The organism is Paenibacillus polymyxa (assembly GCF_015710975.1).
In the GTDB taxonomy this organism is placed as follows: Bacteria; Bacillota; Bacilli; order Paenibacillales; family Paenibacillaceae; genus Paenibacillus; species Paenibacillus polymyxa.
The window spans coordinates 5,531,182-5,557,414 of record NZ_CP049783.1; the positions used below are offsets into that span (position 1 = coordinate 5,531,182).

29 protein-coding genes are annotated in these 26,233 nt (G+C 45.9%); all 29 read right to left on the reverse strand.

From position 1 onward, the window contains the following. Nucleotides 1–5 precede the first annotated feature (5 nt). Entirely contained in the window at nucleotides 6–1,118 is a 1,113-nt protein-coding gene (gene flhB / locus G7035_RS25045) for a flagellar biosynthesis protein FlhB (RefSeq protein WP_019686992.1), read from the reverse strand. Beyond that, entirely contained in the window at nucleotides 1,118–1,903 is a 786-nt protein-coding gene (fliR, locus tag G7035_RS25050) for a flagellar biosynthetic protein FliR (RefSeq protein ID WP_029514992.1), read from the reverse strand. The genes flhB and fliR overlap by 1 nt, the downstream gene beginning before the upstream one ends. Nucleotides 1,904–1,913: 10 nt before the next feature. Further along, on the reverse strand, nucleotides 1,914–2,183 hold the full coding sequence (gene fliQ, locus G7035_RS25055; protein ID WP_007430038.1) for a flagellar biosynthesis protein FliQ: 270 nt from the start codon (nucleotides 2,181–2,183) through the stop codon (nucleotides 1,914–1,916). Between the two features lie 37 nt (nucleotides 2,184–2,220). After that, nucleotides 2,221–2,976, reverse strand: coding sequence for a flagellar type III secretion system pore protein FliP (fliP, locus tag G7035_RS25060; protein ID WP_013309901.1), 756 nt, complete (start codon nucleotides 2,974–2,976; stop codon nucleotides 2,221–2,223). Next, entirely contained in the window at nucleotides 2,973–3,509 is a 537-nt protein-coding gene (locus tag G7035_RS25065; RefSeq protein WP_017427929.1) for a flagellar biosynthetic protein FliO, read from the reverse strand. Before G7035_RS25065 ends, fliP begins: the two co-directional genes overlap by 4 nt. A 12-nt stretch (nucleotides 3,510–3,521) precedes the next feature. Continuing rightward, entirely contained in the window at nucleotides 3,522–3,887 is a 366-nt protein-coding gene (locus G7035_RS25070) for a response regulator (protein WP_013370687.1), read from the reverse strand. Between the two features lie 29 nt (nucleotides 3,888–3,916). After that, nucleotides 3,917–5,227, reverse strand: coding sequence for a flagellar motor switch phosphatase FliY (gene fliY / locus G7035_RS25075; protein WP_016820957.1), 1,311 nt, complete (start codon nucleotides 5,225–5,227; stop codon nucleotides 3,917–3,919). Then, entirely contained in the window at nucleotides 5,217–6,215 is a 999-nt protein-coding gene (fliM, locus tag G7035_RS25080; RefSeq protein ID WP_016820956.1) for a flagellar motor switch protein FliM, read from the reverse strand. The genes fliY and fliM overlap by 11 nt, the downstream gene beginning before the upstream one ends. Nucleotides 6,216–6,258: 43 nt before the next feature. Continuing rightward, on the reverse strand, nucleotides 6,259–6,732 hold the full coding sequence (locus G7035_RS25085) for a flagellar basal body-associated FliL family protein (RefSeq protein ID WP_013370684.1): 474 nt from the start codon (nucleotides 6,730–6,732) through the stop codon (nucleotides 6,259–6,261). Continuing rightward, nucleotides 6,729–6,953 carry a flagellar FlbD family protein gene (locus tag G7035_RS25090; protein ID WP_013370683.1) on the reverse strand — a complete coding sequence of 75 codons (225 nt, stop codon included), beginning with the start codon at nucleotides 6,951–6,953 and terminating at the stop codon, nucleotides 6,729–6,731. The genes G7035_RS25085 and G7035_RS25090 overlap by 4 nt, the downstream gene beginning before the upstream one ends. Before the next feature lie 60 nt (nucleotides 6,954–7,013). Then, nucleotides 7,014–7,823, reverse strand: coding sequence for a flagellar basal-body rod protein FlgF (gene flgF / locus G7035_RS25095; RefSeq protein ID WP_016820955.1), 810 nt, complete (start codon nucleotides 7,821–7,823; stop codon nucleotides 7,014–7,016). A 93-nt stretch (nucleotides 7,824–7,916) separates the two neighbouring features. Continuing rightward, a complete protein-coding gene (locus G7035_RS25100) occupies nucleotides 7,917–8,297 on the reverse strand; it encodes a TIGR02530 family flagellar biosynthesis protein (RefSeq protein ID WP_019686990.1) in 381 nt (126 codons plus the stop codon). Beyond that, a complete protein-coding gene (locus G7035_RS25105) occupies nucleotides 8,294–8,827 on the reverse strand; it encodes a flagellar hook capping FlgD N-terminal domain-containing protein (protein ID WP_017427927.1) in 534 nt (177 codons plus the stop codon). The genes G7035_RS25100 and G7035_RS25105 overlap by 4 nt, the downstream gene beginning before the upstream one ends. 19 nt (nucleotides 8,828–8,846) lie before the next feature. Further along, complete coding sequence (locus tag G7035_RS25110) at nucleotides 8,847–10,301, reverse strand: flagellar hook-length control protein FliK (protein ID WP_019686989.1); 1,455 nt, start codon at nucleotides 10,299–10,301, stop codon at nucleotides 8,847–8,849. Nucleotides 10,302–10,329: 28 nt separating this feature from the next. Beyond that, nucleotides 10,330–11,331, reverse strand: a complete 1,002-nt coding sequence (locus tag G7035_RS25115) for a magnesium transporter MgtE N-terminal domain-containing protein (protein WP_019686988.1) — start codon at nucleotides 11,329–11,331, stop codon at nucleotides 10,330–10,332. Nucleotides 11,332–11,378: 47 nt separating this feature from the next. Further along, a complete protein-coding gene (fliJ, locus tag G7035_RS25120) occupies nucleotides 11,379–11,822 on the reverse strand; it encodes a flagellar export protein FliJ (RefSeq protein WP_013370677.1) in 444 nt (147 codons plus the stop codon). Between the two features lie 10 nt (nucleotides 11,823–11,832). Then, the gene (gene fliI, locus G7035_RS25125; RefSeq protein WP_016820950.1) at nucleotides 11,833–13,152 is read right to left on the reverse strand and encodes a flagellar protein export ATPase FliI; all 1,320 of its coding nucleotides are present in this window, start codon (nucleotides 13,150–13,152) and stop codon (nucleotides 11,833–11,835) included. After that, nucleotides 13,139–13,975 carry a FliH/SctL family protein gene (locus G7035_RS25130; protein WP_019686987.1) on the reverse strand — a complete coding sequence of 279 codons (837 nt, stop codon included), beginning with the start codon at nucleotides 13,973–13,975 and terminating at the stop codon, nucleotides 13,139–13,141. The genes fliI and G7035_RS25130 overlap by 14 nt, the downstream gene beginning before the upstream one ends. Beyond that, nucleotides 13,968–14,921 (reverse strand): flagellar motor switch protein FliG, encoded by a 954-nt coding sequence (fliG, locus tag G7035_RS25135; protein ID WP_080683058.1) that lies wholly within the window; start codon nucleotides 14,919–14,921, stop codon nucleotides 13,968–13,970. The genes G7035_RS25130 and fliG overlap by 8 nt, the downstream gene beginning before the upstream one ends. A gap of 74 nt (nucleotides 14,922–14,995) precedes the next feature. Next, entirely contained in the window at nucleotides 14,996–16,579 is a 1,584-nt protein-coding gene (fliF, locus tag G7035_RS25140; protein ID WP_016820948.1) for a flagellar basal-body MS-ring/collar protein FliF, read from the reverse strand. A gap of 37 nt (nucleotides 16,580–16,616) precedes the next feature. Further along, on the reverse strand, nucleotides 16,617–16,931 hold the full coding sequence (gene fliE / locus G7035_RS25145; protein ID WP_007430020.1) for a flagellar hook-basal body complex protein FliE: 315 nt from the start codon (nucleotides 16,929–16,931) through the stop codon (nucleotides 16,617–16,619). A gap of 39 nt (nucleotides 16,932–16,970) precedes the next feature. Continuing rightward, on the reverse strand, nucleotides 16,971–17,423 hold the full coding sequence (gene flgC / locus G7035_RS25150) for a flagellar basal body rod protein FlgC (RefSeq protein WP_013370672.1): 453 nt from the start codon (nucleotides 17,421–17,423) through the stop codon (nucleotides 16,971–16,973). 6 nt (nucleotides 17,424–17,429) lie between these two features. Beyond that, on the reverse strand, nucleotides 17,430–17,837 hold the full coding sequence (gene flgB / locus G7035_RS25155; protein WP_019686986.1) for a flagellar basal body rod protein FlgB: 408 nt from the start codon (nucleotides 17,835–17,837) through the stop codon (nucleotides 17,430–17,432). 407 nt (nucleotides 17,838–18,244) lie between these two features. After that, the gene (gene hslU, locus G7035_RS25160; RefSeq protein ID WP_016820946.1) at nucleotides 18,245–19,645 is read right to left on the reverse strand and encodes an ATP-dependent protease ATPase subunit HslU; all 1,401 of its coding nucleotides are present in this window, start codon (nucleotides 19,643–19,645) and stop codon (nucleotides 18,245–18,247) included. A 36-nt stretch (nucleotides 19,646–19,681) separates the two neighbouring features. Beyond that, nucleotides 19,682–20,224, reverse strand: coding sequence for an ATP-dependent protease subunit HslV (gene hslV / locus G7035_RS25165; protein ID WP_013370669.1), 543 nt, complete (start codon nucleotides 20,222–20,224; stop codon nucleotides 19,682–19,684). A 26-nt stretch (nucleotides 20,225–20,250) separates the two neighbouring features. After that, the gene (gene trmFO, locus G7035_RS25170) at nucleotides 20,251–21,591 is read right to left on the reverse strand and encodes an FADH(2)-oxidizing methylenetetrahydrofolate--tRNA-(uracil(54)-C(5))-methyltransferase TrmFO (RefSeq protein ID WP_016820945.1); all 1,341 of its coding nucleotides are present in this window, start codon (nucleotides 21,589–21,591) and stop codon (nucleotides 20,251–20,253) included. 27 nt (nucleotides 21,592–21,618) lie between these two features. Beyond that, entirely contained in the window at nucleotides 21,619–23,721 is a 2,103-nt protein-coding gene (gene topA, locus G7035_RS25175; RefSeq protein ID WP_016820944.1) for a type I DNA topoisomerase, read from the reverse strand. A 215-nt stretch (nucleotides 23,722–23,936) separates the two neighbouring features. Next, on the reverse strand, nucleotides 23,937–25,055 hold the full coding sequence (dprA, locus tag G7035_RS25180; RefSeq protein ID WP_025364647.1) for a DNA-processing protein DprA: 1,119 nt from the start codon (nucleotides 25,053–25,055) through the stop codon (nucleotides 23,937–23,939). A gap of 228 nt (nucleotides 25,056–25,283) precedes the next feature. Continuing rightward, nucleotides 25,284–26,213 (reverse strand): succinate--CoA ligase subunit alpha, encoded by a 930-nt coding sequence (gene sucD / locus G7035_RS25185; protein ID WP_013370665.1) that lies wholly within the window; start codon nucleotides 26,211–26,213, stop codon nucleotides 25,284–25,286. Between the last annotated feature and the right edge of the window lie 20 nt (nucleotides 26,214–26,233).

Below are 26,233 nucleotides of genomic sequence, written 5' to 3' on the forward strand. Positions count from 1 at the left end.
TCCCTTTATTTCACTTTACCTTTTAATTTATATACATACGCCAGCACTTCAGCAACGGCCTGAAAAAGATCAGCTGGTATCGCATCCCCGATTTCGGCTCTTTGAAACAGCGCCCGCGCCAGCGGCTTGTTTTCCATCGTTATAACGCCGTTTTGCTTGGCAATTTCCTTAATTCGGAGCGCGACATAATCTTGTCCTTTCGCAATAATCTGCGGCGCCTCCATCTCCGAACCGTCATATTTCAAAGCCACAGCAAAGTGCGTAGGGTTGGTGATGATGACATCTGCATTAGGAACCTCCTGCATCATGCGCTGCATAGCCATACGGCGCTGCCGCTCGCGAATTTTCCCTTTGATCAGCGGGTCACCCTCCATTTTCTTGTACTCATCTTTGATGTCCTGTTTGGACATTTTCAGATTTTTCTCATGCTCATAACGTTGATACATATAATCCAATATTGCTAAAATGAACAGCACCACACCAATTTTGAGTCCCAGTTCCATTGTTAATGAAGCGGTAAAACTCAACATCTGGTCGCCGGACATCTCAGCCAGTTTGGGTAGGTCAGCCTTTGTTTTCCAAAGTACGCTGTACACCAGATAACCAATTACGGTCATTTTTAAAACAGATTTCAGGAATTCAACTAATGACCTCATGGAAAAAATATTTTTGAATCCTTTAATCGGGTCAATCTTGCTAAACTTGGGTGTAATGCCCTCTCCGGTTAATAAAAAACCGATCTGCATGTAATTCGCTGCGATCCCGATGACAATGGCACCCACAAAAATAGGAGCCAGCATAATCAAGATTTGCACACCATACTCACCCATCATCAGTAGCGTTGTATTCGGTGTTACTTCCATAGACAGCCGATTCACAAAAATATCCCGAAACAAGCGGACCGCATGATCCTTAAAATACCCGCCGAAAATCATGAGGCAAAAAAACGTAACTAGCAGGACACCAGCAGCGGGCAACTCCATGCTCTTGGCAACCTGCCCTTTTTGTCTTGCATCCTGTTTCTTCTTGGGTGTAGCTTTTTCCGTTTTTTCCCCTGAGAACAACTGCAGGTTCATAGCATATTTAAATGACAAACTACGTTCCTCCAGACCAGACATTAAGGACGATTACCCATAACATCCAACAAGTTGCGCATGGATTCGAACATCACAGAAAACAATCTTTCGAATATAAAAGCAAAACCTGGCATAAGAAGCAGTAACATGAACAATCCCACAATTATTTTTAGCGGCACGCCAATGACAAAAATATTAAATTGCGGTGCTGTTTTAGCTAAAAAACCGAGTCCCACATCCGTTAAAAAGGTAGCTACTACAATGGGAGCAGCAATTTGAAAGGCCAGCATAAACGATTCCGCAAAAGAACGTACCAGGAATTCAGTTACACTGCCACCATACAGCTTTATAAAAAAATCATTTGTCAGCGGTACCCAATCATAACTGTATAAAATAGCGTTTAGCAGATGATGGTGCCCGTTTATGCTCAAAAAGAACAATACAGCTATGGCGAACTTGAAATTACCCGTAAGAGGCGTTGAAGCCCCTGTCATGGGATCAAATACACTGGCCATTCCGAATCCCACCTGTAGGTCTATAAATGAACCTGCGGTTTGGATCGCTGTCATGAACAAATATGCAGTAAATCCCAGCAACAACCCAATCAGCACCTCACGCCCTACTAACAGCACATATGCTACATCGGTCGGCACCTGTTGATGCGTACCATATGTAAGATACACGACCAAAGCTAGAAATCCTGAAATTCCGACCTTAAAGATATTAGGTACCCCTCGGGTTGAAAAAATAGGCGCTACTACAAAAAACGAGGTAATCCGACAAAAAATCAGCAAAAAAACAGGAAAACTCTGCAACAATATGTTCATCACTTTCAGCCTAACCTATATATTTGTACAGATTGTCCAGAATGTTATACGTAAAGTCCACTAATGTGGTCAATATCCAGGGCCCGAACAAAAGCAATGCCAGCAATACGGCGACAATCTTCGGAACAAAGGCCAGTGTCTGCTCCTGAATTTGAGTTGTCGCTTGAAAAATACTGATGATCAAACCCACGACTAGCCCCAAAATCAGCATCGGAGCACTCACCTTGAGTACAATGTACACCGCTTGCCCAGCCAGGGAAATAATAAACTCCGAAGTCATTGCCGTCCTCCTTGATTGCTGTCCTTGCAGAAAGTATTCATGTATTAAAACTCAGAAGTAATGATTTGACGACCAAATACCAACCATCTACAAGTACGAAGAGCAGTATTTTAAAAGGAAGCGAGATCATTACTGGTGGTAGCATCATCATCCCCATAGCCATGAGTGTACTGGACACTACAATATCTATAACTAAAAAGGGTATGAAAATCATAAAGCCCATCTGAAATGCCGTTTTCAACTCACTGATTGCATAAGCCGGAACCATCACCGTTAGTGGAATATCTTGATAATTCTTTGGTTTTTCCATCTTGGTGTATTTCATAAAGAGCAGTAGATCCTTCTCACGTGTATGAGAGAACATAAAGGTCTTAATGGGTACCGATGCCTTATCCAGTGCCTGAGACTGTGTTATATCCCCCTTGAGATACGGCTGAAGCGCAGTTTCGTTCATAGCGGAGAAGGTCGGTGCCATAATAAATAAGGTGAGAAACAAGGCCAGTCCAACAAGCACCTGATTGGGCGGCATCTGCTGAGTTCCCAGTGAAGTTCGCACAAAGCCAAGTACAATCACGATACGCGTAAAACTTGTCATAAGTACAAGCAACGCGGGCGCTACACTAATGACAGTAATAAGTAAAATAATAGACAGCGAGGTGGCACCGGGCTGTCCTTTGTCCGAATTGCCGACTTGAATATCAATGTTCGGAATCGGTTCCGCAGAGGCCGCCGTCACCGAAATGAAGCTGAATAAGACAAGTAGCAAACATGCTAGTATAATCTTTTTTCTCATGAATCTCCCGACCGATCTGTAGTATTCTCCTCATTGCGCAGCTTTTCAAGTTTATCCTTGCGATTCGGCATCTGCCGGAGCTTGGATTCAAACATCTCATGAAAAGACGTCTCCTCTTCAGACTGCTGCTGCTGTGCCGCGTTGTTCCGGCGAAGCTTATCCGCAATTTTAGCGAATAGCGGGGCAATCGGGCCGCGCTGCAGAGAAGCTTCCTGCTCCAGTGCGGCCAAAATTTGCTCCACTTCTTCAGGATCGGATACTTTGTCAACAAGCCGGATATCTTCTCCCACACCAATGAGGTACACACTGCTACCAACTTCAACAAGCTGAAGGGATTTATTGGGGCCAAGCCCCACGCCTCCCAGTATGCGAACGGAGCGGTTGCTGAACCAGCTCTGATTTCTTTTACTCAAAAACCGTATCAAGTACACGATCAGTACGATGATAAAGATTAGCACGAAAAGGACCCAAGCAATGTTTCCTATATTGCTGGATGTACTCAAAGCGTCAGAGGCACCCTGTTGTGTATCCATACTGGATGCGCCTTACACACCCAGTGTTTTGTTGATGGCTTCGATAACCCGATCCGATTGGAATGGCTTAACGATAAAATCTTTTGCACCAGCTTGAATGGCATCAATTACCATAGCTTGCTGCCCCATCGCGGAACACATGATAACCTTTGCATTCGGGTCAATTTGTTTGATTTCCTTCAGAGCGGCAATGCCGTCCATCTCAGGCATCGTGATATCCATCGTAATCAGGTCCGGACGAAGCTCCTTGAATTTTTCAATGGCCTGTGATCCATCCTGGGCCTCTCCTACTACTTCAAATCCATTTTTGGACAGGATGTCCCGAATCATCATTCTCATAAATGCAGCATCGTCCACGATCAAAATACGGTTTGCCATCTGAAATAAATCCTCCCTAAATTATGCTTTTATTGTAATTTTTGAATTCGGTCCCATTGGCTTACAATATCCGTTACACGCACGCCAAAGTTCTCGTCGATTACGACAACCTCGCCCTTGGCAATCAGTTTGTTGTTAACCATAATGTCCACCGGCTCCCCGGCAAGCTTGTCCAGTTCAATAATTGAACCTTGTGAGAGCTCCAGAATATCTTTAATTTGCTTTTGGGTCCTTCCTAATTCTACGGTGACTCTAAGGGGAATGTCCATCAATAAATTTAAATTGTTTTCATCCACTTGCGGAAATCCACCGGACTGCAAGTTAGAAAATTGTACAGGCTGCACATTTACATTGCGCCCTGGCGGTACGGCCCCGTAATGATGAGGCGTTCCATAAGGCACTTGCGGCGGTACACCTGCTGGCATTCCATAACCCGGCGTTCCATACCCTGGAGCGCCCTGCTGCCCATATCCCGGGTCTTGCGGATACATCGGCGGTTGTTGCCCATAGCCTACATCTTGCGGCACCTGCGCGGCTGCAGGCGGCTGTTGGTAGGCTGGTGACGGCGGCTGCGGAGTACTAGCTTGTGTCGGCGCTTCGGGAGCAGCTGTTGCAGCTGCCTGCTGTACGGATGCTTGCGGTTGCTCGTCATCCTCTCCGCCATTCATTAAGATGCTCACCATCTTCTTGGCGAAATTAACAGGTAACAGTTGCATCAGCGTAGAGTCAATCAGATCTCCAATCAATAACCGGAAGGATACTGTAATCAACGTCTCTTCATCTGGCAGGCTGGATACTCCATCACCGTGCAGAGGATCCAAAATATCAATCCCTGGTGGAGAGATATTAACAAAACGATTAAACATGGTAGACATAGAGGTCGCAGACGATCCCATCATCTGGTTCATCGCTTCCTGCACAGCACTGATGTGAATTTCATTCAATTCTTCATCTGCCGGATTTCCTCCACCACCAAGCATTAAATCCGCTATAACCTGCGCATCACGCTTTTTAATTACGAGCGAGTTAATGCCTTCAAATCCATCGACATAATTTACATGTACGGCTACGTGCGGCTTTGGAAATGCAGTTTCAAATTCAGAACGTGTAATAATTGAAACTTTAGGTGTCGTAATATCCACCTTTTGACCGAGCAGTGTGGAAAGAGCCGTAGCTGCGCTGCCGAACGTTATATTACCGATTTCCCCGAGAGCATCTTGCTCCAGGGAAGTCAGAAAATCGTCAACGGTCTTGCCTGCGGGAGTAGAATCCGTCCCCGCTTCAGACTGTTTCAGCAAGGCATCAATTTCCTCCTGGGACAAATAGTCTTTACTCGTCAATTTCTTCAACTCCTTCGTTGACAATTTCATCAATTTGTACGGCAACACGATCTCTTACCATGCCGGGACTTCCCATAAACTTCAATCTCTCGCCTACCCGGATGGATAGTCCTTCTTTGACTGGCTTGTTCAATGAAATGACATCCCCTACCGAAAGGCCTAAAAACTCAGCTACATTTATCCGGGATTCACCCAACTCCGCAATAATAGGAAGCTCTGCTTTGGTGACCCGTAATCTCAAGGCGTCTATCTCTTCAGGCGCCCTTGATTTCTTTTCGGATGTAAACCACTGGTGCGTGGACAGTCTGGCCATAATAGGTTCCAATACCACGTGCGGGATACAGAGGTTAATCATCCCTGTGGTATCACCAATTTTGGTGCTAAGCGAAATCAGAGCAATCGTCTCATTCGGCGAAACAATCTGCATGAACTGCGGATTTGTTTCCATAGCCTCTAGACGTGGTTCAATGTCCAGTACCGTTTTCCAAGCCTCTTGCAGGCTATCAAAGGTACGGCTGAAAATTCGCTCCATGATCGTCGTCTCGATTTCGGTCAATGCGGTAACCTTAGTTGGTGCCGAACCTGTTCCTCCGAGAAGCCTGTCCAGCATGGCATAAGCTACGTTCGGGTGAACCTCAAGCACCATTCGGCCTTCCAGTGGTTCAGCTTCAAAAATGTTTAGAATGGTCATTTTCGGAATGGAGCGAATGAATTCATCATATGGAAGCTGCTCCACCTGAACGACATTAATCTGGACAAAAGTACGAAGCTGTGCTGAAAAATAAGTGGTCAGATACCGTGCAAAGTTCTCGTGTATCCGCGTCAGACTTCGTATGTGGTCCTTGGAAAACCTAAGCGCTCTCTTGAAATCATAAGCGCGAACTTTCTTTTGGGTTTCTTCCTTTTTGAGTTCTTCCGCATCCATTTCACCGGACGAGAGAGCTGCTAAAAGGGCATCAATTTCCCCTTGTGACAGTACATCCACCAATGTTATTCACCCCCTTACGTGTTCCTGACAAGATCACCTGGAATCAAATGGCTGCCAGCAAAAAGTCTGTAATTTTGGCGTTCCCCAGGTGACCTTCAGGGAGCGACTTGTTGATGAGATCCGTCAGTTTGTCACTGAACTGATCCCGGCCTTTAGCCGTTCTGAGCTCATCAGGTTTGGTGTCTGCAAGTAATTGAATAACGATGGGCTTAATACTGATGTCCTTAATTTTTTCAAAAGCTTCTTTTGCTTTGGCATCATTCAATTGAAAAGCAAGATTCATCTGTACAATGTAATCTGCGTCTGCCAAATTCGTTTTGATACCGGTAATTTCAGAGCTTACTTCCACCAATTCATCCGCTGACAATCTTGGAAGTTGTTCTGCTTGAGCGGCTTGCGCATTCGGTATGACTTCCGACTTCTTCCCGCTAAGCGCTGGTATAAGTACAAAGGCCGCGCCTGCAATCAAAGTAATCGCGAGTAAAATTGTAATGAGCCATGGCAGCATCTTCTTCATTCGTCTTCCTCCATTTGTTGCACTTTTATCGTGGCGGCATGCATGCCGATTTCACGGCTGTAACTCTTGATCAAGGAGACGACATCTGCCGCTTTTTCCAATACAATCAACCGTTTCCCCGTCACCAAAGTGACGTATGTATCCGGTGTTTCCTCCACAGTCTCAATGAGCAGCGCATTAAGCCACATAGGCGAGCCGTTCAGCCGCGTTAACGGGATCATCGTAACACCAACCTCCTGATAGGTGCGGAGGAGCCTCTACTCCTCCGCGTTTAAATGAGATTATCGTTTCAAGTTTACAACTTCCTGAAGCACTTCATCCGAAGTCGTAATGATACGTGAGTTCGCTTGGAATCCACGCTGAGCTACGATCATTTCGGTAAATTCGCCTGTCAGGTCAACGTTGGACATTTCCAGCTGACCCGCGATGATAGCTCCACGCCCCTCTGAGTTGGCTGCTCCAGGCTCAAGTTCATCAATGTTGGAGTTGACCGTTGTACGATACAGGCTGCCTCCAATTTTCTCCAAACCTTCCGGGTTAGTAACTCTGGCTATACCAATTTGCGTGCCATTATTCACTGTACCATCATCTAATTGCTGTACAATCGTGCCATCCTGTGAGATAGAGACTGCCGTAACATTGTCTTCAAGTGTGATTGGATCTCCATCCAAATTTCCCACAAAAAATCCATCGGAAGTCACCAGATTCCGGTTTGCATCTATGTGGAAATCACCCGCACGAGTCAGATAGGGAACTTCCTGTGCATCATTCATTTTGACCAGGAAAAATCCGTCACCATTAATCCGCAAATCCGTTGGGTTATTTGTGGTCATCGCACTACCTGGAAGATGCAGTGTATCAATTGAGCTAACCGAGACCCCCAAACCTACCTGCTTGGCATTTTGACCTGCAGTTGTCGTAGCATCAGGTGCACTTGCGCCCGAGCTGGTTTGGCTCAAAATATCCTTGAACATCACTCGGCTGGACTTGAAGCCTGTAGTATTTACGTTTGCAATGTTGTTACCGATAACGTCCAGCTTTGTTTGAAAGCCCTTCATGCCCGATACACCTGAATACATTGATCTCAACATTGAGTATAAATCCTCCTCTGATTGGTTGCTTAGTTGGCCGCATCAGTCGATCCGCGGCTTTTTCATGGCTTTCCTATTCGGGCCAGCCACTTTTTATGAAATAATTACAGCACTATCTATCTGCGTAAATACGTTATCCTCCATGGACTGCTTGTCCATCGCAGTAACAACTGTTCGATTAGGCACACTAACAATCAAAGCCATATCTTGCATTAAAATCAAAGATTCTTTAGCGCCCTTGGCAGCAGCCTTATCCACAGCAGAGTTAATTTTCGCCATTTGGTCACTTCTCAACTCTATTCCTCGCTGCTCCAGTCGCTTGGCTGCATGGTTGCTGAGCTTGAGCACCTGTTCCTGCAACACCTGACCAAACGGCTTGGTGTCCTTAATTACCGAATTTACTCGGTTTTGAGAAATCGCTGCCGGAGGAACGTTGGTAGGAAAAAGGCGTCCGACCGTTATCCTGTCATTCATGAGTTCTCACCGCTTCCAGTAGAGGAAGAAGATGTAGTATCTGACGTATCAGTAACAGGAGCCGTTGTGTTAGCCTGGCTTACTGATGTTACATCTTTTAATGCCACCTCAGCCGCTCCCATTTTGGCATACTGCACACCGTCGCGAATAACGATGGAATCTACGATTCCACTTTTCACTGTACCTGCGCCTGCTTCACCTGTAATGGAATCCTTTTTACCCGGCTCAATCCAGCTAACTTCTTTTCCTATCAAACCAGAAGCTGTACCCAAAGACTGTCCCAATGCAGTCAACTGCGTAGATATGTTCATCAGTTGTTCCACCGAGGAAAACTGTGCCATTTGAGCGACAAATTCTTTATCCTCCAAAGGCTGCATTGGATCCTGATTTTGTAGCTGAGTGATCAATATCTTTAAAAATTGATCTTTACCCATCGTCTTAGTATCCTTGGCGCTTGCTGTTTTGACATTATTCACATTGTAATTCGGCCAGACGTTACTGGTGGATACATTGTTGTCTGTAGTCGTCATTGTGTTCTCACCTCCATCATTACGCTTGTGCTGTAAAGGAGCCTGTCCGATTCATGTCATCTGCGCGTTGTTCTGCTGTCCAGTTACGAAGCTCTTCTGTCATTTCAGCTACCTTCAAAGCATCCTCGCTCTCTTCTCTACCTCGAGCTTTAGAACGTTGGTTAGATTGCTGCTGCTGATTAGCTCCAGAACCGCGTCCATCCTGATACATATGGGAGGATAGCGACTCATTGTGCGTTACTTCTACTTTATCCACTTGAATACCTTGACTCTGAAGACTCGTACGCAACTGAGACATTTGCTGTTCCAGCAGATCCTTCGCCCCGCTATGCTCAGTCATAAACTGGGCAACCAGATGGCCGTTTTGCATCGTCAGCTTAACCTCCAGCTGGCCCAGATGATCTGGACGAAGCATGATGGTCGCTTCTGTCAAACCAGTGTGCTTTACAATATCAAGTTTCTGCACTACAAACTCAGTCATCTCCTTGGCAAATTGTCGTACATGTACGACTGGTTGAACCGGAGCCGAAGGTGTTGTTCCCTGCGTTTGTACCGAAAGCTGCCCCGCAGTCGTGATCACCGGAGTCTGATTATCAGTTGCCGACGGATCCGCTTGCTCAGCTGCATCTACGAATGTACCCGCTTCATCCGTTACAGTCGTTTTAACTGCGGACTGAACGAGAAGATTCGTTGATGAACGTTGTCCTTCTGAGCCTTGCTGGCTAGTTTCACCCTGACTTGCTTGCTGCTGAGGAGTAACCTGTTTGTTTGTAGATGCTGCAGTTAATGTCTGAGCACCGTTTGCCCGTTGTGCAGAAGGCTGAACCACTTGTGAATCTCCACTATCAGCAAGTTCCACAGCTTTCAATACTCCATTCCACTGTTCATCGGAAATAGCTCCAGTCCCAGCTGTTGCGCTTTGAAGCGATTGTAGTAACTGTGTCACCTTAGCCTTTTGGTCGCCCGAAGCCTGCTCTGCTACATTGGCAAGTTGTGACAAAGCGTCCTGTAATGCAAACCGAAGAGTTGCCGGATTAGCTGCCAAGGCTGTTAAGCCTGTAGCCTCTGCCGTTTCCCCGCCGTCTGCCTTTTGATTGGTTCCATTGCCTTGCAAAAACTGTTGTACTTGCTGAATCCATGATTGTAAAGCTGCAAGCAGCGCAGGATCGGCAACTACCTGATCATCCAACTTTTCGAGATTTTGCAGCAAAGGAGCCAATGTTTCAACAAGCGGCTCGGTTGGAGCTTCCGCAGATTCTCCGTTTGCAATAAGCGGTAGTACCATAACTAATGGAGAACCATTCGCATCTGTTCCAGCCGAGCCTGTTTGCCCGCCTGTCATCATTTGCGTTAGTGTTTGATTAAAGGCACCCGTGGTTGCTCCAGCAGCCGTGGTTGTACTTGTTGCTGACGCTGTCGTACTGCTAGCTGTTGGGCTAGAGCTAAGAGATACACTTTGAGAAATAAGGGTCATATATTTTTCACCTCCCTTCAATTTTAAATTACTTACTGCCCATCAGTTTATTCAAAATTTTCGCGGTCTGACCTGCATCCTTCGCAGACATATTTTGCAGTAAAGAAGCACGTGTCGAATCATCTACTGTATTTAATATGTTTAATGCCTTATCTGGACTGATTTTGTAAGTTTGTAAAATAAGTTCGGCACCACTTTTCTTGTCCATGGAAGCAAATGTGCTGCTGATTTGAGTACTTTGCAGACTTTTACTCGTCGTTCCAGCTGTACTACCCTGATCCTTTTCCAAACGGGACTGCAACGCCGCTACCGATAAATCCGTAGATGGCGTTACGTTTTTCAGAGCCATTGTAATATCCGCTGCTTTTTTAGCGTCCATCTTTTGCAAAATCTTCGCACTATTGGCAGGGTCCATATAACTTAACAGCTGCACGGTCTCTTCCGTAGTCAAATTCTCCATAATCGGTGCAGCTTTACTTGCCGTCATTCCTTCATACATGCTGGCAAGTTCTCTGGTCTGTTTTACATAAGGATCTTCATTTGTTGTTCCATCTGTAGTTTGCGTACCTGCTTGTCCCTGCTGCCCGACCTGTCCCTGTTGACCCGTCTGCGACTGTTGTTCCTGTTGCGTTTGCAGTGTATTGACCTGATTCTGAAGTTCAGTAACCTTTTTATCTTGTGTCGTCTTAGCAGCCGTAGCCTTTTTGAGTTCTTCCGTCTGCTTGGCTAAATCCGCTTTTAACTGCTGAATGGTTGCTTCAGAGCTTTCAGACTGTGCCTTCTGATCTGCCTCTTTTGTCTGGGTTGCCTTATCCTTCGGTTCAGGAATCCAATTTTTAACAATTGGTATTTTATTCCCCAATGAGATCATTTCGCTTCTGAAGTCCATGTTGAACAGTGTGAGCAAGACCCCGACCAGAACAATTGTGAAAACAATCGGAATCAGGAAAAACATAAACCGTTCAAATCCCCCGCCTGATTCTTTCCCTAAATCCATATCCAGTTCATTTTCTGCTAACTTCTGTGCCATCGTCTTCCTCCTCAGGCAGCTGATATGCGTATCCTATGACGTTCCGCTTACCGGGCTTTCATGGCAAATCGCACGGAAGCCATTTCATCCAGCTCATTCTGCTCGCGCAGGAGCATTTCCTGTTGGAATTTCACGTTGGCCTTCTCTCTCGCTTTCAGCCAAACTTGTTCATCCAGCATTTTATCGGTCAAAACGGTTTGTTTGCTTTGCACATTTTGCTGCGCATATTGAACATCCCTATGCTTGCGTGTAATACATTGATCCAGATGATTGACATAAGCTTGTAATTCCTGAATGCTAGAGAGTGGCGCGCAATCTTCGGCAGCCTTTTGAATAGCTGATATGACCCGATTCCTTTCGCCTATAAGCTGTGTTAATGTCTGCTCCTCAACCTGCAATTGTCCAACAGCACTGGAAAGCAGCCATTCGGCCTGTGACTTTTCGTTCGTTTTCAAGTCTACAACTTTTTGAAAGGAATACTGAAATCTCATCGTTCAACCTTCATCTCCTCGTAAATTCAGAAATCAAACGTTCTCGTACTTCGTCCAGCTCAGCCTTTTCATCCGTTCTTTGTCTTGTAAAATCCCATATATCCCGTATGCGCTCCATAGATTCGTCAATTTCTGCATTCGAACCCTGTTGATAAGCCCCAATGTTAATCAGGTCCTCTGAATCTTTGTAAATGGCCATCAAGCGCTTAATGTTTTCGGCAGCATCTATCTGATCTCGTGGTGCAATGTCCTTCATGACCCGGCTAATACTTGCTAACACATCAATTGCAGGAAAATGTCCTTTGTTCGCAATCCCGCGATTCAAGACAATGTGTCCATCCAATATCCCACGCACCGCATCCGCGATGGGCTCGTTCATGTCGTCACCATCAACCAACACCGTATAAAAGGCGGTTATAGAGCCAGTAGGTCCTGTCCCTGCGCGTTCCAGCAGCTTAGGCAGACTAGCGAACACAGATGGAGTGTATCCTCTCATTGCTGGTGGTTCCCCTACTGCTAGACCGACTTCACGCTGAGCCATCGCATACCGGGTAACTGAATCCATCATTAGCATGACATTCAACCCGCGATCCCGAAAATACTCCGCTATCGTCGTTGCAATAAGTGCACCCTTAATGCGGATCAACGCAGGTTGGTCGGAAGTTGCCACAATGACTACAGAGCGTTCTAGTCCCTCTGGGCCCAAATCCCGTTCAATAAAGTCCAGCACCTCGCGTCCACGTTCTCCGATCAGGGCAATTACGTTCACATCTGCTTCCGTATTACGGGCAATCATCCCCATCAAAGTACTCTTACCTACACCCGAACCCGCAAAAATACCAACCCGTTGTCCTTTACCAATCGTAAGCAACCCGTCAATTGCACGTACTCCGATACTAATGGGTTCCTGCACACGCGGACGATTCAGCGGATTGGACGGTATATTGAAGGTTGAATATCTCGCCATTCGCGAGGGAATCAGTGATCCGTCCAAAGGCTGGCCCAAACCATCCAGCACCTTGCCTAAGAGCTCCGATCCAACCTGCACGTTCAGCGGCTTCCCTGTTCCTACGACATCACAACCAGGACCAATGGATTGTAGTTCTCCAAGTGGCATCAGAAGCACTTTATTGTCTCTGAAGCCAACAACCTCTGCCTGCAATGGCTTTGCCGCTTTGCCCGGATAAATATAACAAACATCCCCGATACTAGCGTCTGGACCTTCCGATTCAACCATCAAGCCGATAACCTGTGTAACCTTGCCATTCACCCGAACTGGGTCCAACTGTCGCAAATGATCCATGTAGCGCTGCGCATTAAGCCCCTTCATGTCTTCGCTCCTCATTTTCATGTGCCAGACGCAGAAGTTCCTTTTTAATCTCAGCTAATTGCGTATCGATCCGAGCGTCCACACTTCCAAAGGAAGAGCGAATGACGCAACCGCGATCCTTTACAGTACCATCAGGAATAATTTGCAGTTCTGCCTGCGAATCGACAGTTAATGACAATTCTTCCCGTGCACCTTGCACAAATGCGAAATGCTGAGGCGACACACACAATGTAATGATTCCTTTTTCTCGCTTACGAGCCAAATTTTTGCGAATTAACTCAATCGTATATTCCGGTTCAAGACTAAGCTGTTTTTCAATCACCTTCTCGGCAATCGCACTACTCAGTTCAACCAGAAAAGGCTCGGCTTCCTGAATCAGTTGTTCCTTAATCTCATAGGCCTGACGCAGAATATCTTGTGCTTCTTCCATCATCTGCTCCGATTTCGTCTGAAGCTCAGCCTCGGCCAGCTTCTGGCCTTCTTCATATCCTTGCTGAAATCCATCTGCTTTTATCGACTGAATCAACTGATCGTCATGCTCGCGTCGTTCCTGCCACCAATCTTCAATCTGCTGCTGTGCTTCCTGAAGCATTCGTTCCGCTTCTTCAGCCGCCTCGCGCACCTGACGTTCGGCAAAGTCCTTAGCATCATTCAGCATTTCATCTCGGAGCCGTTCTGCCTCATAATCTCGCTGAGGCTCCGGCTCCGTATATTCGGTTGTGATTTCTTCATCCGTCGTTTCTGACACGTACGTATGTGCCACATCAATCGTTTTCAAAGCCTCTACAGGCACATATTGGAAAGATTTAATCAAGTTAGACAATGATGTCATCTCCTCCGCCGCGTGCGATTATAATCTCACCGGCCTCTTCCAATCTGCGGATCGTTGATACGATACGTGTTTGTGCTTCTTCCACATCACGCAGCCGCACCGGTCCCATGTACTCCATTTCCTCTTTGAAGGTTTCTGCCATACGTTTCGACATATTTCGGAAAATCACATCGCGTACTTCTTCACTGGACACTTTAAGCGCCAATTGCAAGTCTGCATTGTCGATATCGCGGATAATACGTTGAATGGACCGGTTGTCCACATTGACGATATCCTCGAAAACAAACATTCTTTTCTTGATTTCCTCAGCCAGTTCAGGGTCTTGAATTTCAAGGGAGTCGAGAATTGTACGCTCAGTTCCGCGGTCTACGCCATTCAAAATCTGAACGATAGACTCGATACCGCCTGCATTCGTGTAATCCTGCGTCGCAGTTGCCGAGAGCTTTTGCTCCAATACTCTCTCCACTTGAGAAATGACTTCCGGAGATGTACTGTCCATGACAGCAACACGCCGGGCCACATCTGCCTGCTTTTCCTGTGGCAGGGATGATAGAATTGCCGCCGCTTGCTCGAACTGCAAGTATGAAAGCACAAGAGCAATGGTTTGCGGATTCTCATTTTGTATAAAATTCAATATCTGGTTCGGATCCGCCTTACGAGCAAAATCGAAAGGTCTCACCTGTAATGTCGCTGTCAAACGGTTAATGACCTCAACTGCTTTTTGCGATCCGAGCGCTTTTTCCAATATTTCTTTGGCGTAATTAATACCGCCTTGTGAAATGTACTCCTGAGCCAGGCAAATTTGATGAAACTCGGCCATAATGGAGTCCTTTTCAATGGCATCGACCTTCCGTACATTGGCAATTTCCAATGTAAGTTGCTCGATCTCTTCATCACGCAAATGCTTGAATATTTGAGCAGATACTTCTGGCCCCATTGTGATCAAAAGAATAGCTGCTTTCTGTCTTCCCGTTAAACCTTGACTGCTTGCCTTTGCCAATGAACTCACCTCTATTCGTCAGCCAGCCATGTACGAAGCAGATTGACGAATTCGTCGGGTTTCTTTTTCGCCAGACTTTCAAGCTGTTTACGCACTTGACTTTCATTTGTCACACTTTCCATAGTAATGGACGGGAATTCCGTCGGCGTTGGCATAAGTTGCAATTCTTCATCCAACTCTTCTTCCTGATTACGACGACTGCGTACGATGAAGAAGATTACACCCGCCAACAGTGCCAGAACTGCAGCTCCGATGCCCCACATCCACGGGTTGGAAGCTGAGAAGAATGTATTGGTACTCGTAGGCGCCGGAGCAGCTTGCGAGAACACTGAAACCTTTTTAGCCAAATCAGCGTCTGTAAAAGTAGTACCGGAATTCGCTAGCGATGCTCTTACAATATTAACCAAAATGTTTTGAATTGCTGTCTGAGTTGCAGTATCCAACGTTTGCTGACCTGTTGGTGGTTCAACTGCTACATTAATGGTTAAATCTTTTACAGTGTACGGACTTTGGATAATATCCCTTGCAATTCGGTTAACTTCGTAGTTAATCGTACTTGAGCTCTTATCCGAACTGGTATTGCCGGAATTGGCTCCTCCAGGGTAACCCGGGACATCCTGCGTTCCTGTCCCTGCAACTCCTCCAGTCTGTCCACTACTGCCCGTATAACTTTCCTGAATTTGTTGGGCACTGATTTCAATACCCTTCATTTTCGTTTGGTCAACAGGTGTGACCATTTGTTCCTTTGATGTTACTTTGTCGAAATTTAGCTGTGACATAACCAGCACGTTTACCTTGTCGTCTCCAACAATTTTCGACAAAAATTGTTGGACATTATTCCTTACATCGCTCTCAAACTTCTTCTGTAGAGCCATGTTTTCCTGAACACCACTCGTGAGTCCGCCTTGGCCGCCCTTGGCCGTTGGAATTAACTCATATTCCTTATTGGTGATCGTAATGTTTTCTACTGGCAAATTCGGTACAGCCGTTTTTACCAGGTTAAAATATCCGTCGATCGCTTGTTGATTGGGAGTAAAACCAGGTTCGAATTCCATTTGAACCGAAGCAGAGGCTTTGTCCTTTTCTTCAAGTCCGGCAAAGATGTTTTCCTTTGGCATATTAATGACAGCTTTGGAGCTTTGGACACCGTCCATCCGTTCCAACAGTTGCTGTACTTCGCCGTTCAATGCGTTATTGTACTTCACATTGAACTCGTTCTCCGTCATGCCAATGGCCGAGGAGGACTGGTCAAAGGCGCTCATGCCGATTGACCCCTTTTGTATCAGCCCTTGGGACCCAACATCTACCTTCGCCTTATCTGCACTAGCGGTTGGGACTGAAATTTGTGTCCCACCAGCATTAAGCTGATACGGTATACCCGCAGAATCGAGATATTTAATGACCCCAGCGGCATCATTTGCATTTAAATCCCGGAAGGCCACTTCATATTCGGTTTTGGTAAACTGCATCGTTAGCACTACAATGGCGATAATGATGAATGCTAGTGTCGAAACAAGTAATATCTTCTGTTTTTTGCTGAAATTATTCCAATACCCGGAAATCCTATCCCGGTATTGGGCGATTCTCTCGTTCACTCCGTCACCCCATCCGAAACTTTGCTAAACCCTCACTTTACATCTGTGTACGCATGATCTCCTGATAGGCTTCGATCGCTTTGTTTCGGACCTGTGTAGTAAGCTGCAGGGAAAGCAGCGCTTGTTGTGAAGTGATCATGACTTGATCTACATCAACTTTGCCTGCCATGAATTGGTCGGACATCTGGTGTGTAGCGGCTTCCTGCTGCCCTACTTCATTGAGAGCATCCTTTAGGAAGGACCCAAAATCCTTCAAGGATTCGGAAGGCGTCGCTTTCGTCAACTCATTGTTAGGCGATTGAATCTGCTGTATTACCGGTGTCTGTACGTTAAACATGGCGTTCTGAATCATGTTTTACTCTCCCTATTAAGTAGTTAGTAGTCCTGGAACTTAGCGGCCGATTTCAAGCGCTTTGGAAACCATCGCCTTTGAAGCATTCAGAGCTGTTACATTGGCTTCGTATGAGCGTGTTGCGGAAATCATGTCGACCATTTCTTTCATTATGTCTACATTAGGCATATATACATAGCCATCTTTATCAGCGTCCGGATGACCCGGATTGTACACTGGCTTCAAAGGTGACTGATCTTCCTGAATTTGCGAAACCTTAACGCCAGCGGCGCTTGTACTACTTCCTTCCATTTGAGCCTTCAAAACATCGGCAAAGCCAGATTGGTTCGGCTCCAAAACAACCGTTTTTCTCCGATATGGAATTGCTTGTCCATTCTCTACCTTCGCCCGAGTCGTCTCTGCGTTGGCAATGTTGCTCGATATAACGTCCATCCGCAACCGCTGGGCCGTAAGAGCAGATGCACTAATATCAAAGCCGTTGTTAATCTTCACCTCGTCCTATCTCCCTTCTACCGCTGTTCTCATCATTTTGATGCGCTCATTAATTTCTTGGATGTAGGTATTATATCTTAGTTGATTTTCAGCCATAAGACTCATTTCTCTGTCTATATCTACGTTGTTCATGTTGTTATTCATGACTGAGTACCCATCTTTGGTGACCGTGGCATCAGGAATGGAGTTCACAGGTCCTATTTGGAAATGTCTTGAATTGGTTACTTTTCCACGCAATGGCGTGACATCACCGTCCATTTGCTGCTGAAGCAGTTCTTCAAATGAAACCTCCGAACGCTTAAAATACGGGGTATCCGCATTGGAAATATTATCGGCCATCACACGTTGTCTCGTATTGGCCGCCTGTACACCTGCCTGAAGCTTTTGAAAGCTTACATCACCCAGCAGATTCATTTAGCTCCTCCCTCCAGCGTCTACTCCAAAGTAAGATTCAATAAAACAAGATTTTTCACTTTTTTTCGACAATAAAATTTCATAATTATACATTTCTTTTAGGTCTTAAGTAGAAAATCTTAACTTTCTGTCATATATTCTAAGTTTCGTAGAGTTGGGACCTAATTACAATAAGAAAAAAGCCCTATCTTTTTTAAAAAAGAGGGCTTTAGATGCATAAAATGTTAAATTTTTCAGGTTTTTTTCAAGAAAATGAATGTTTTCTTAGCACTTTACACCTGTAAAAGATTATACGTCCTACTTTTGGAATAGACAGAAAAATCATCAACTTAACCTGTGTCTAGGACTAAACGACGGTGCAAGATAGTGTTATTCTGGACCACACACCCTATTTTTAGACACTCAGTTCACAAAATATACTGACTAAGGTCCCTGTTTTGGGCAATATCTCCCAGCTTCTCACGGACATATTCCGGGGTGATAATCATACGATCCAATGTAAGCTCTGGTGCTTCAAATGACAGATCCTCCAGCAGCTTCTCTAGGATGGTATGCAAACGCCGTGCGCCGATATTTTCGGTGTTGCGATTAACGGACTCGGCAATACTAGCGATCTCACGGATCGCTTCCGTAGAAAATTCGACTTCTATTTCCTCGGTGCGGAGCAGTTCAGTGTATTGCTTGGTCAGCGCATTTTTAGGCTCCGTCAATATCGACACAAACTCATCCAAGGTCAGGCTACTTAGCTCCACCCGGATGGGGAAACGACCTTGAAGCTCTGGGATCAGGTCTGATGGTTTAGCCACATGAAAAGCCCCTGCAGCAATAAACAGAATGTAATCTGTTCTTACCGGGCCGTATTTGGTCATAATGGTAGAGCCCTCGACAATAGGTAAAATATCGCGCTGGACTCCTTCTCTCGACACATCTGGGCCACTTCCCTTGCCTTGGCTGGCAATCTTATCTATTTCATCAATAAAAATAATACCCGATTGCTCAGCACGCTTCACAGACTCCTGAATCACATCATCCATATCGATCAGCTTGGCTGCTTCATCTTGAATCAGTACCTTGCGGGCTTCCTTGATTGGTAGCTTGCGCTTCTTCGTCCGCTTAGGCAGGAAACTCCCGAACATCTCCTGCATATTCATACCCATTTGTTCATTCCCTTGCCCAGCAAACATATCGAGCATATTGGGTGCGGTATCCTCCACATCAATCTCTATGACATCATCCTCAAGCTTACCGGACAACAGATCAAATTTAACCTTACGTCGCTTCTCTGCTAAGGTTCCGTCCTGTTGTGGCGGTTCTTCTTCTACCGAAGTCCCTGTGTTATTGCCAAACAGCATTTCAAAAGGGTTTCGTTGTGATTTATTTGACTTTTCTGCAGGTACAAGGATATTGACAATCCGTTCATTTGCCATGTCCTCTGCTTTGTCTTTCACATTCTCTGTTCGTTCCGACTTGACGATACGGATAGATGTTTCCATCAGATCCCGCACCATGGATTCCACATCACGACCGACGTAACCCACTTCCGTAAATTTGGTCGCCTCTACCTTGACAAAAGGAGCCCCCACTAGCCGCGCAAGTCTACGTGCAATTTCAGTTTTACCCACACCTGTCGGTCCGATCATCAAAATATTTTTGGGCACAATTTCATCCCGAATATCATCCGGCAGTTTACTACGCCGATAACGGTTGCGCAAGGCAACAGCAACAGATTTTTTAGCTTCCTTTTGTCCGACAATATACTTATCCAGCTCGGATACCACTTGTCTGGGCGTCAACGATTGATTATTCATTTTGCATTCCTCCACCCTTGAATACTCAGAGCCGATTTACAATTCTTCCACGATAATCTGACTGTTCGTATACACGCATATTTCCGAAGCAACCTCTAACGCTTCCCGTGCCATGTCCTTTGCTTCCATACCAGAGCCATGACGTTTGAAAGCACGGGCAGCTGCCAATGCAAAATTACCACCTGAGCCAATGGCCAACACATCATCGTCAGGTTCAATAATTTCTCCGCCTCCAGAGATGAGCAGCATCCCGGACGAGTCCATCACAATCATTAACGCTTCCAGCTTGCGTAGTACACGATCCTGCCGCCAGTCCTTAGCCAGTTCTACAGCAGCCCTTTGAAGATTGCCGTGATGTTCCTCCAGCTTATTTTCAAACTTTTCAAACAATGTGATAGCATCGGCCACCGAACCCGCAAATCCCGCAACGACCTGACCACGATACAATCTACGTACTTTTTTAGCCGTCTGCTTCATCACAACACTGTTGCCGAACGTTACCTGCCCATCACCCGCAATAGCTCCTTTGCCATTATGGCGTACAGCACAGATGGTGGTAGCATGAAAGGACATATCCATAACGCGCTCCTCCTTTTCCTTCATTCTTATGCCTGTACTTCTGTTGACATAACTCCCGTTTGGTTGATATAACCGCGCAAACTTTCCAACGCGCGATTTGCGAGAGCTTCATTCTTTTCCTTTTTGTTACGAATGCGTGTCTCCAGCTTTGGAAGAAGACCAAAGTTTGCATTCATCGGTTGGAAATGTTTGAAGTCAGCAGTTGTAATATATCGTGCCATACTGCCTAGTGTCGTTTCCGCAGGAAATACGAACATTTCCTGTCCACGTGCTGCTCGTGCTGCATTTATACCAGCCAGCAAACCTGAGGCCGCCGACTCCACATAACCCTCTACACCTGTCATTTGTCCGGCAAAGAACAGATTACTTCTTCCCTTGAACTGATAAGTTGGGTGAAGCTGTTGTGGAGAATTAATAAAGGTATTGCGATGCATCACACCGTAACGTACAAACTCTGCCTCTTCGAGTCCCGGAATCATTGAAAACACACGCTTTTGCTCCCCCCATTTGAGGTGAGTCTGGAAACCAACCAGATTATATAGCGTACCTGCAGCGTTGTCTTGTCGAAGCTGAACAACTGCATAGGGTAGTTCCCCTGTATGTGGATTTACAAGACCTACAGGTTTCATCGGTCCGAACAATGCCGTTTGTTTCCCGCGCTGCATCATCACTTCGATAGGCATACAGCCTTCGAAGTAGATTTCTTTTTCGAACTCCTTGACTTGTGCCACCTCAGCAGTAATTAAAGCCTCATAGAAAGCATCAAATTCCGCTTCGTTCATCGGACAATTTAAGTAAGCTGCTTCTCCTTTATCATAACGGGAAGCCAGATAGACCTTGCTCATATCGATGGAGTCCTTCTCTACAATCGGAGCTGCCGCATCGTAGAAATAAAAATACTCCTCTCCCATCAGCGTTTTGATCTGTTCTGACAAAGCTGGAGAAGTTAATGGTCCCGTGGCAACGACCACAATACCGTCCTCTGGGAGTTCCTGAAGTTCTTCATTAACGACTTCGATCAAAGGATGTTGATGAAGCGTATCTGTAATATGACCGGAAAATCCATCACGATCCACTGCCAATGCCCCACCAGCTGGAACAGCATGGAGATCTGCCGCACTCAGAACCAAAGAGTTTAGTATTCTCATTTCTTCCTTCAATACGCCTACTGCATTCGTCAGACCGTTCGCGCGCAAGGAATTACTACATACAAGTTCGGCAAATTTATCTGTATGATGTGCGGGCGTTTTTACAACCGGTCTCATTTCATATAATTTAACTGGCACTCCACGGCTTGCAATTTGCCAGGCAGCTTCGCTGCCCGCCAAACCTGCTCCGATGACCGTTACCTTTTGTAGTTCACTCACTTTTAAATCCCCCTGCTATCTTTGTTCTTAAGAAGTCTCTACACTCTCATCGCTCTCTTCCAGCATTTCGCTGTGATCGCAGACGGTGCAGTTGAGCTTCGTCCCCTGTTTAGTACGTTTTTCGACCATTAGGCCACTGCAACTTGGACAAGGCTTAATGGACGGTTTATCCCAGGATACAAAATCACATTCTGGATAGCGGTCACATCCGTAAAAGACACGTCCTTTTTTACTTCGTCGTTCGACGACATGTCCCTCACCGCATGTAGGACAATTCATCCCGATATCCTTGACAATTGGCTTGGTGTTACGGCAATCCGGGAAGGCAGAGCAAGCCAGGAATTTACCAAAACGACCCAGCTTATATACCATTTGACTGCCACACTTGTCACAGATGACGTCGGATACTTCATCCTTGATTTCAATTTCTTTCATTTCTTCTTCAGCCACTTCCAGACGCTTTTCGAATGACTCATAAAAGTCACTCAACACCTTGACCCAATCACCTTCGCCCTCTTCGACGTGGTCAAGATCACCTTCCATATTCGCAGTAAATTCTACATTCAGAATCTCTGGAAAAAATTCTTCCATCTGCTCAATGACCAACTCTCCCAGCTCGGTTGGGAAGAACTTCTTTTCCTCAATAGCGACGTAACCGCGCTTCTGAATGGTTTCCAGGGTCGGTGCATACGTACTCGGGCGTCCTATACCCAATTCCTCCAGTGTCTTCACCAGTCGTGCTTCCGTATAACGAGGAGGCGGTTGTGTAAAATGCTGCTTCGGTTCAACCGATTCCTTTTTCAGCTTATCGCCCGGCTGAAGTGGCGGCAACAGCTTATCTTCTTCGGTTTTACCGTCGTCATTCCCCTCCACATACACTTTCATGAAGCCTGGAAAGCGAACCTTCGAACCGGCTGCCCGGAATATCGTCTCGCCTGCTTCAATATCAACGGACAAAGTATCCATAATAGCGGAAGCCATCTGACTCGCCATAAAACGTTCCCATATCAGTTTGTACAATCGGAACTGGTCTCTACTCATAAAAGGCTTAACGGTTTCCGGATCACGCAAGGCGGAGGTTGGACGAATCGCTTCATGCGCATCCTGAGCATTAGCCGATTTTTTTGAATACTGACGAGGACTTTCAGGCACAAAATCTTCGCCATATTTTTGAATAATGACCTCTTTCGCTTCCTCTTGAGCCGAAGTAGCGATCCGTGTGGAATCCGTACGCATATACGTAATCAGACCCACAGTCCCTTCTTTACCTAAATCCACACCTTCATACAGCTGCTGCGCTACAGACATGGTTTTAGATGCCCGGAAGTTGAGCTTTCGAGCCGCCTCTTGCTGCAAGGAACTTGTTGTGAATGGAGGAGACGGATTGCGTAAACGCTCCTTCTCTTTCACATCGCGCACCTTGTAAGACGATTTTCCGATAGCTTCTAACACTTCTTGTACATCCGCTTCGCTAGAGAGCTCTTTCTTTTCGCCGCGTAGCTTATGGAATTTCGCTTCAAAAGTGCTGTCCTTAATAGCTAGTTTAGCTGTTATCGTCCAGTATTCTTCCGGTACAAACTCATTGATCTCGTTTTCCCGGTCCAAAATAATTTTCACTGCAACCGACTGTACACGCCCAGCTGACAGACCCTTTTTTACCTTTTTCCAGAGCAATGGACTAATTTTGTAGCCGACAAGTCGATCCAATATCCGTCGTGCCTGCTGCGCATTGACCAAATCCATATTGATCTTGCGTGGGGTTTTAAAAGCATCTTTGACGGCCTGCTTCGTAATTTCATTAAACACCACACGACAATCCGCCGTATCGTCCAGTTCCAGCGCATGCGCCAGATGCCAAGCAATAGCCTCACCTTCGCGATCCGGGTCAGCCGCCAGATATACTTTTTTTACTTTTTTTCGGGCATCCTTTAACTCTTTTAGAATGGAGCCTTTACCTCGAATGGTAATATATTTGGGATTAAAATCATTTTCGACCTCTACGCCGATCTGGCTCTTAGGTAAATCCCTGATATGACCCATGGAAGCCTTGACGATATATTTGCTGCCTAAGTATTTGCCGATCGTCTTCGCCTTGGAAGGCGATTCCACGATGACGAGTGAATCCGCCATAGGCTCTTCCTCCTCTCAATTACTCACATGAATATGATAGACTTCCTGAAATGTGGTGAGTATAGTTCGTTAGTACGAGCTATAAATTCAACACATTTCAGGAAGTGGGGAAGGAGTAGGTATCCGCGATGCGGATAAACGCCATGTTTCCCTCCACCTATGTTTAAAATTGAATTTTGCGCATTTACTAACTAAGGATTTGACAAAAACAACTACTAAATAAGCTTGTATTTTGTGCCCGCTAGTTGAGCGATCCTTTTTTTTATGATTAACGATAACAGAACTGCGTGTAAAAGTCCAAAATCCCATGCCGTAGCATCAAGCAGTTCATCCAGTGTCATGGTTCCTTGTTCCAGCAGCACCACCACACGATTTTCCTCAGAAGTCTCACTTTCTGATGCTTTGGAGACCTTCTTAAGATTAAGACTCTGTTCTCTATTGTATGAAGAAACCTGCCTTGTACGCAAATCTGCTTCATACTCCTCAATAATATCCGAAGCCTCAGTGACCGTTTTGGCTCCTTGCTTAATCAAGTTCAGCGTGCCTCTACTCTTCGGTGACGTAATGGGCCCAGGAACAGCAAACACATCTCGATTTGCCTCCAGCGCAGCATCCGCTGTAATCAAGGAACCGCTCCTAGCGTCTGCTTCGACAACGAGTGTCCCCTTCGTTAAACCGGCAATAATGCGATTACGTTGTGGAAACATCCCGGGATGCGACCTCGTACCTGGAGGATACTCCGATACGATCAGACCTTTACTAACCATCTCTGCAAACAAAGAGGCATTTTGGGGAGGATAAATTTGATCAATCGCTGTTCCAAGCACACCAATCGTGTTGCCTCCCCGGCGTAGGGCTGTTTCATGGCAAATGCTGTCAATTCCTCTCGCTAATCCACTCACTACTGTAATCCCTGCATTACATAATTCCTCTGTTAGTATCTCCGCTGCTCTTCGACCATACGCAGTAGGAACGCGAGTTCCTACCATGGCTACAGAACATGTGTGCAAAAGTGATTTATCCCCTTTTGTATACATTACCCAAGGTGGGTCAACTGTTTCCTTCATTAATAGGGGGTAATCTTCGTCCACATAAGTTACCATACCAATATCACTCGATTGAATTCGCTGATATCGTTCATGTACCCATTCTTCATCGTAACACTGTGCCGCAATGCGTGCCTGGTTGGGACTTAAGCCTATCTCAATCCACTTTTGTTCGCTAAAATGCAGTAGCTCATGCAATCGATAATCACTCGACCAAATACGCTGAATTGTTCTTCTTCCGATTCCTTCTAACTCATGTAGACCTAATAAAAGCCATCTTTCTTCCAAACTGTGGTTCCCCCATTCATGGAAGAGTGAACCCTTCCTTATTTTGTGGCACAATGAATCATTTTGCAAGCGTTTCCCTGACAAGCCTGTCTTAACGCAAAAAAAAGCAACCTTTTCATCCCCTGTTTCAGAAGATAAAAAGGTTGCTTACCTTTCTTTCATTATACACTAGCCAGCAGCAAATTTCGATGCTGATTTACAGGCTGTATATTAATGAAGAAACACGATTTAATGTGTCGTACACAGATTCAAAATACCACGCGCTTCCAACACACTTACCAGTGTCGAGCCCATTTCGGAAGGAGTCGGCGCCACCTTGATCCCGCAGGCTTCAAGCGTAGCAATCTTCTCTTTTGCCGTTCCCTTTCCGCCAGAAATAATGGCGCCTGCATGCCCCATCCGTTTGCCTGGAGGCGCAGTCACCCCACCGATAAAGCCAACCACCGGCTTCGTCATATTGTCCCTGATCCACTCGGCAGCCTCTTCTTCGGCTGTACCACCGATTTCTCCGATCATAATGACAGCATGAGTGTTGGGGTCCTCATTAAAGCGATGTAAAATATCAATAAATTCTGAACCTTTAACTGGGTCACCACCAATACCAACCGCGGAAGATTGACCTATACCTCTAGTGGTTAACTGATGCACTGCCTCATAGGTCAAAGTACCACTACGTGACACAACGCCTACATGACCTGGCAGATGAATGTAACCTGGCATGATACCAATCTTACACTCTCCTGGCGTAATAACACCCGGACAGTTAGGGCCAATCAGAACGGTCTTTTTGCCTTCCATAAAACGTTTGACCTTGATCATATCAAGCACCGGAATCCCCTCTGTGATACAAATCACGAGGTCCAGTTCCGCATCCACAGCCTCCAAAATGGAATCCGCTGCGAAAGCCGGCGGCACGTAAATGACGCTAGCAGTTGCGCCTGTAGCTTCCTTGGCTTCGCTTACTGTATTAAACACTGGCAGTTTGACCTGTTGCCCGTTTTCCAGTGTAATTTCTACCTCGGTGCCTCCCTTACCTGGAGAGGTGCCACCTACCATTTGTGTACCGTAATCAAGTGCACCTTTGGCATGGAACAACGCCGTTTTTCCCGTAATCCCCTGTGTAATCACCTTTGTATGCTTATCGACCAAAATACTCACGATCTTCACATCCCCTATCG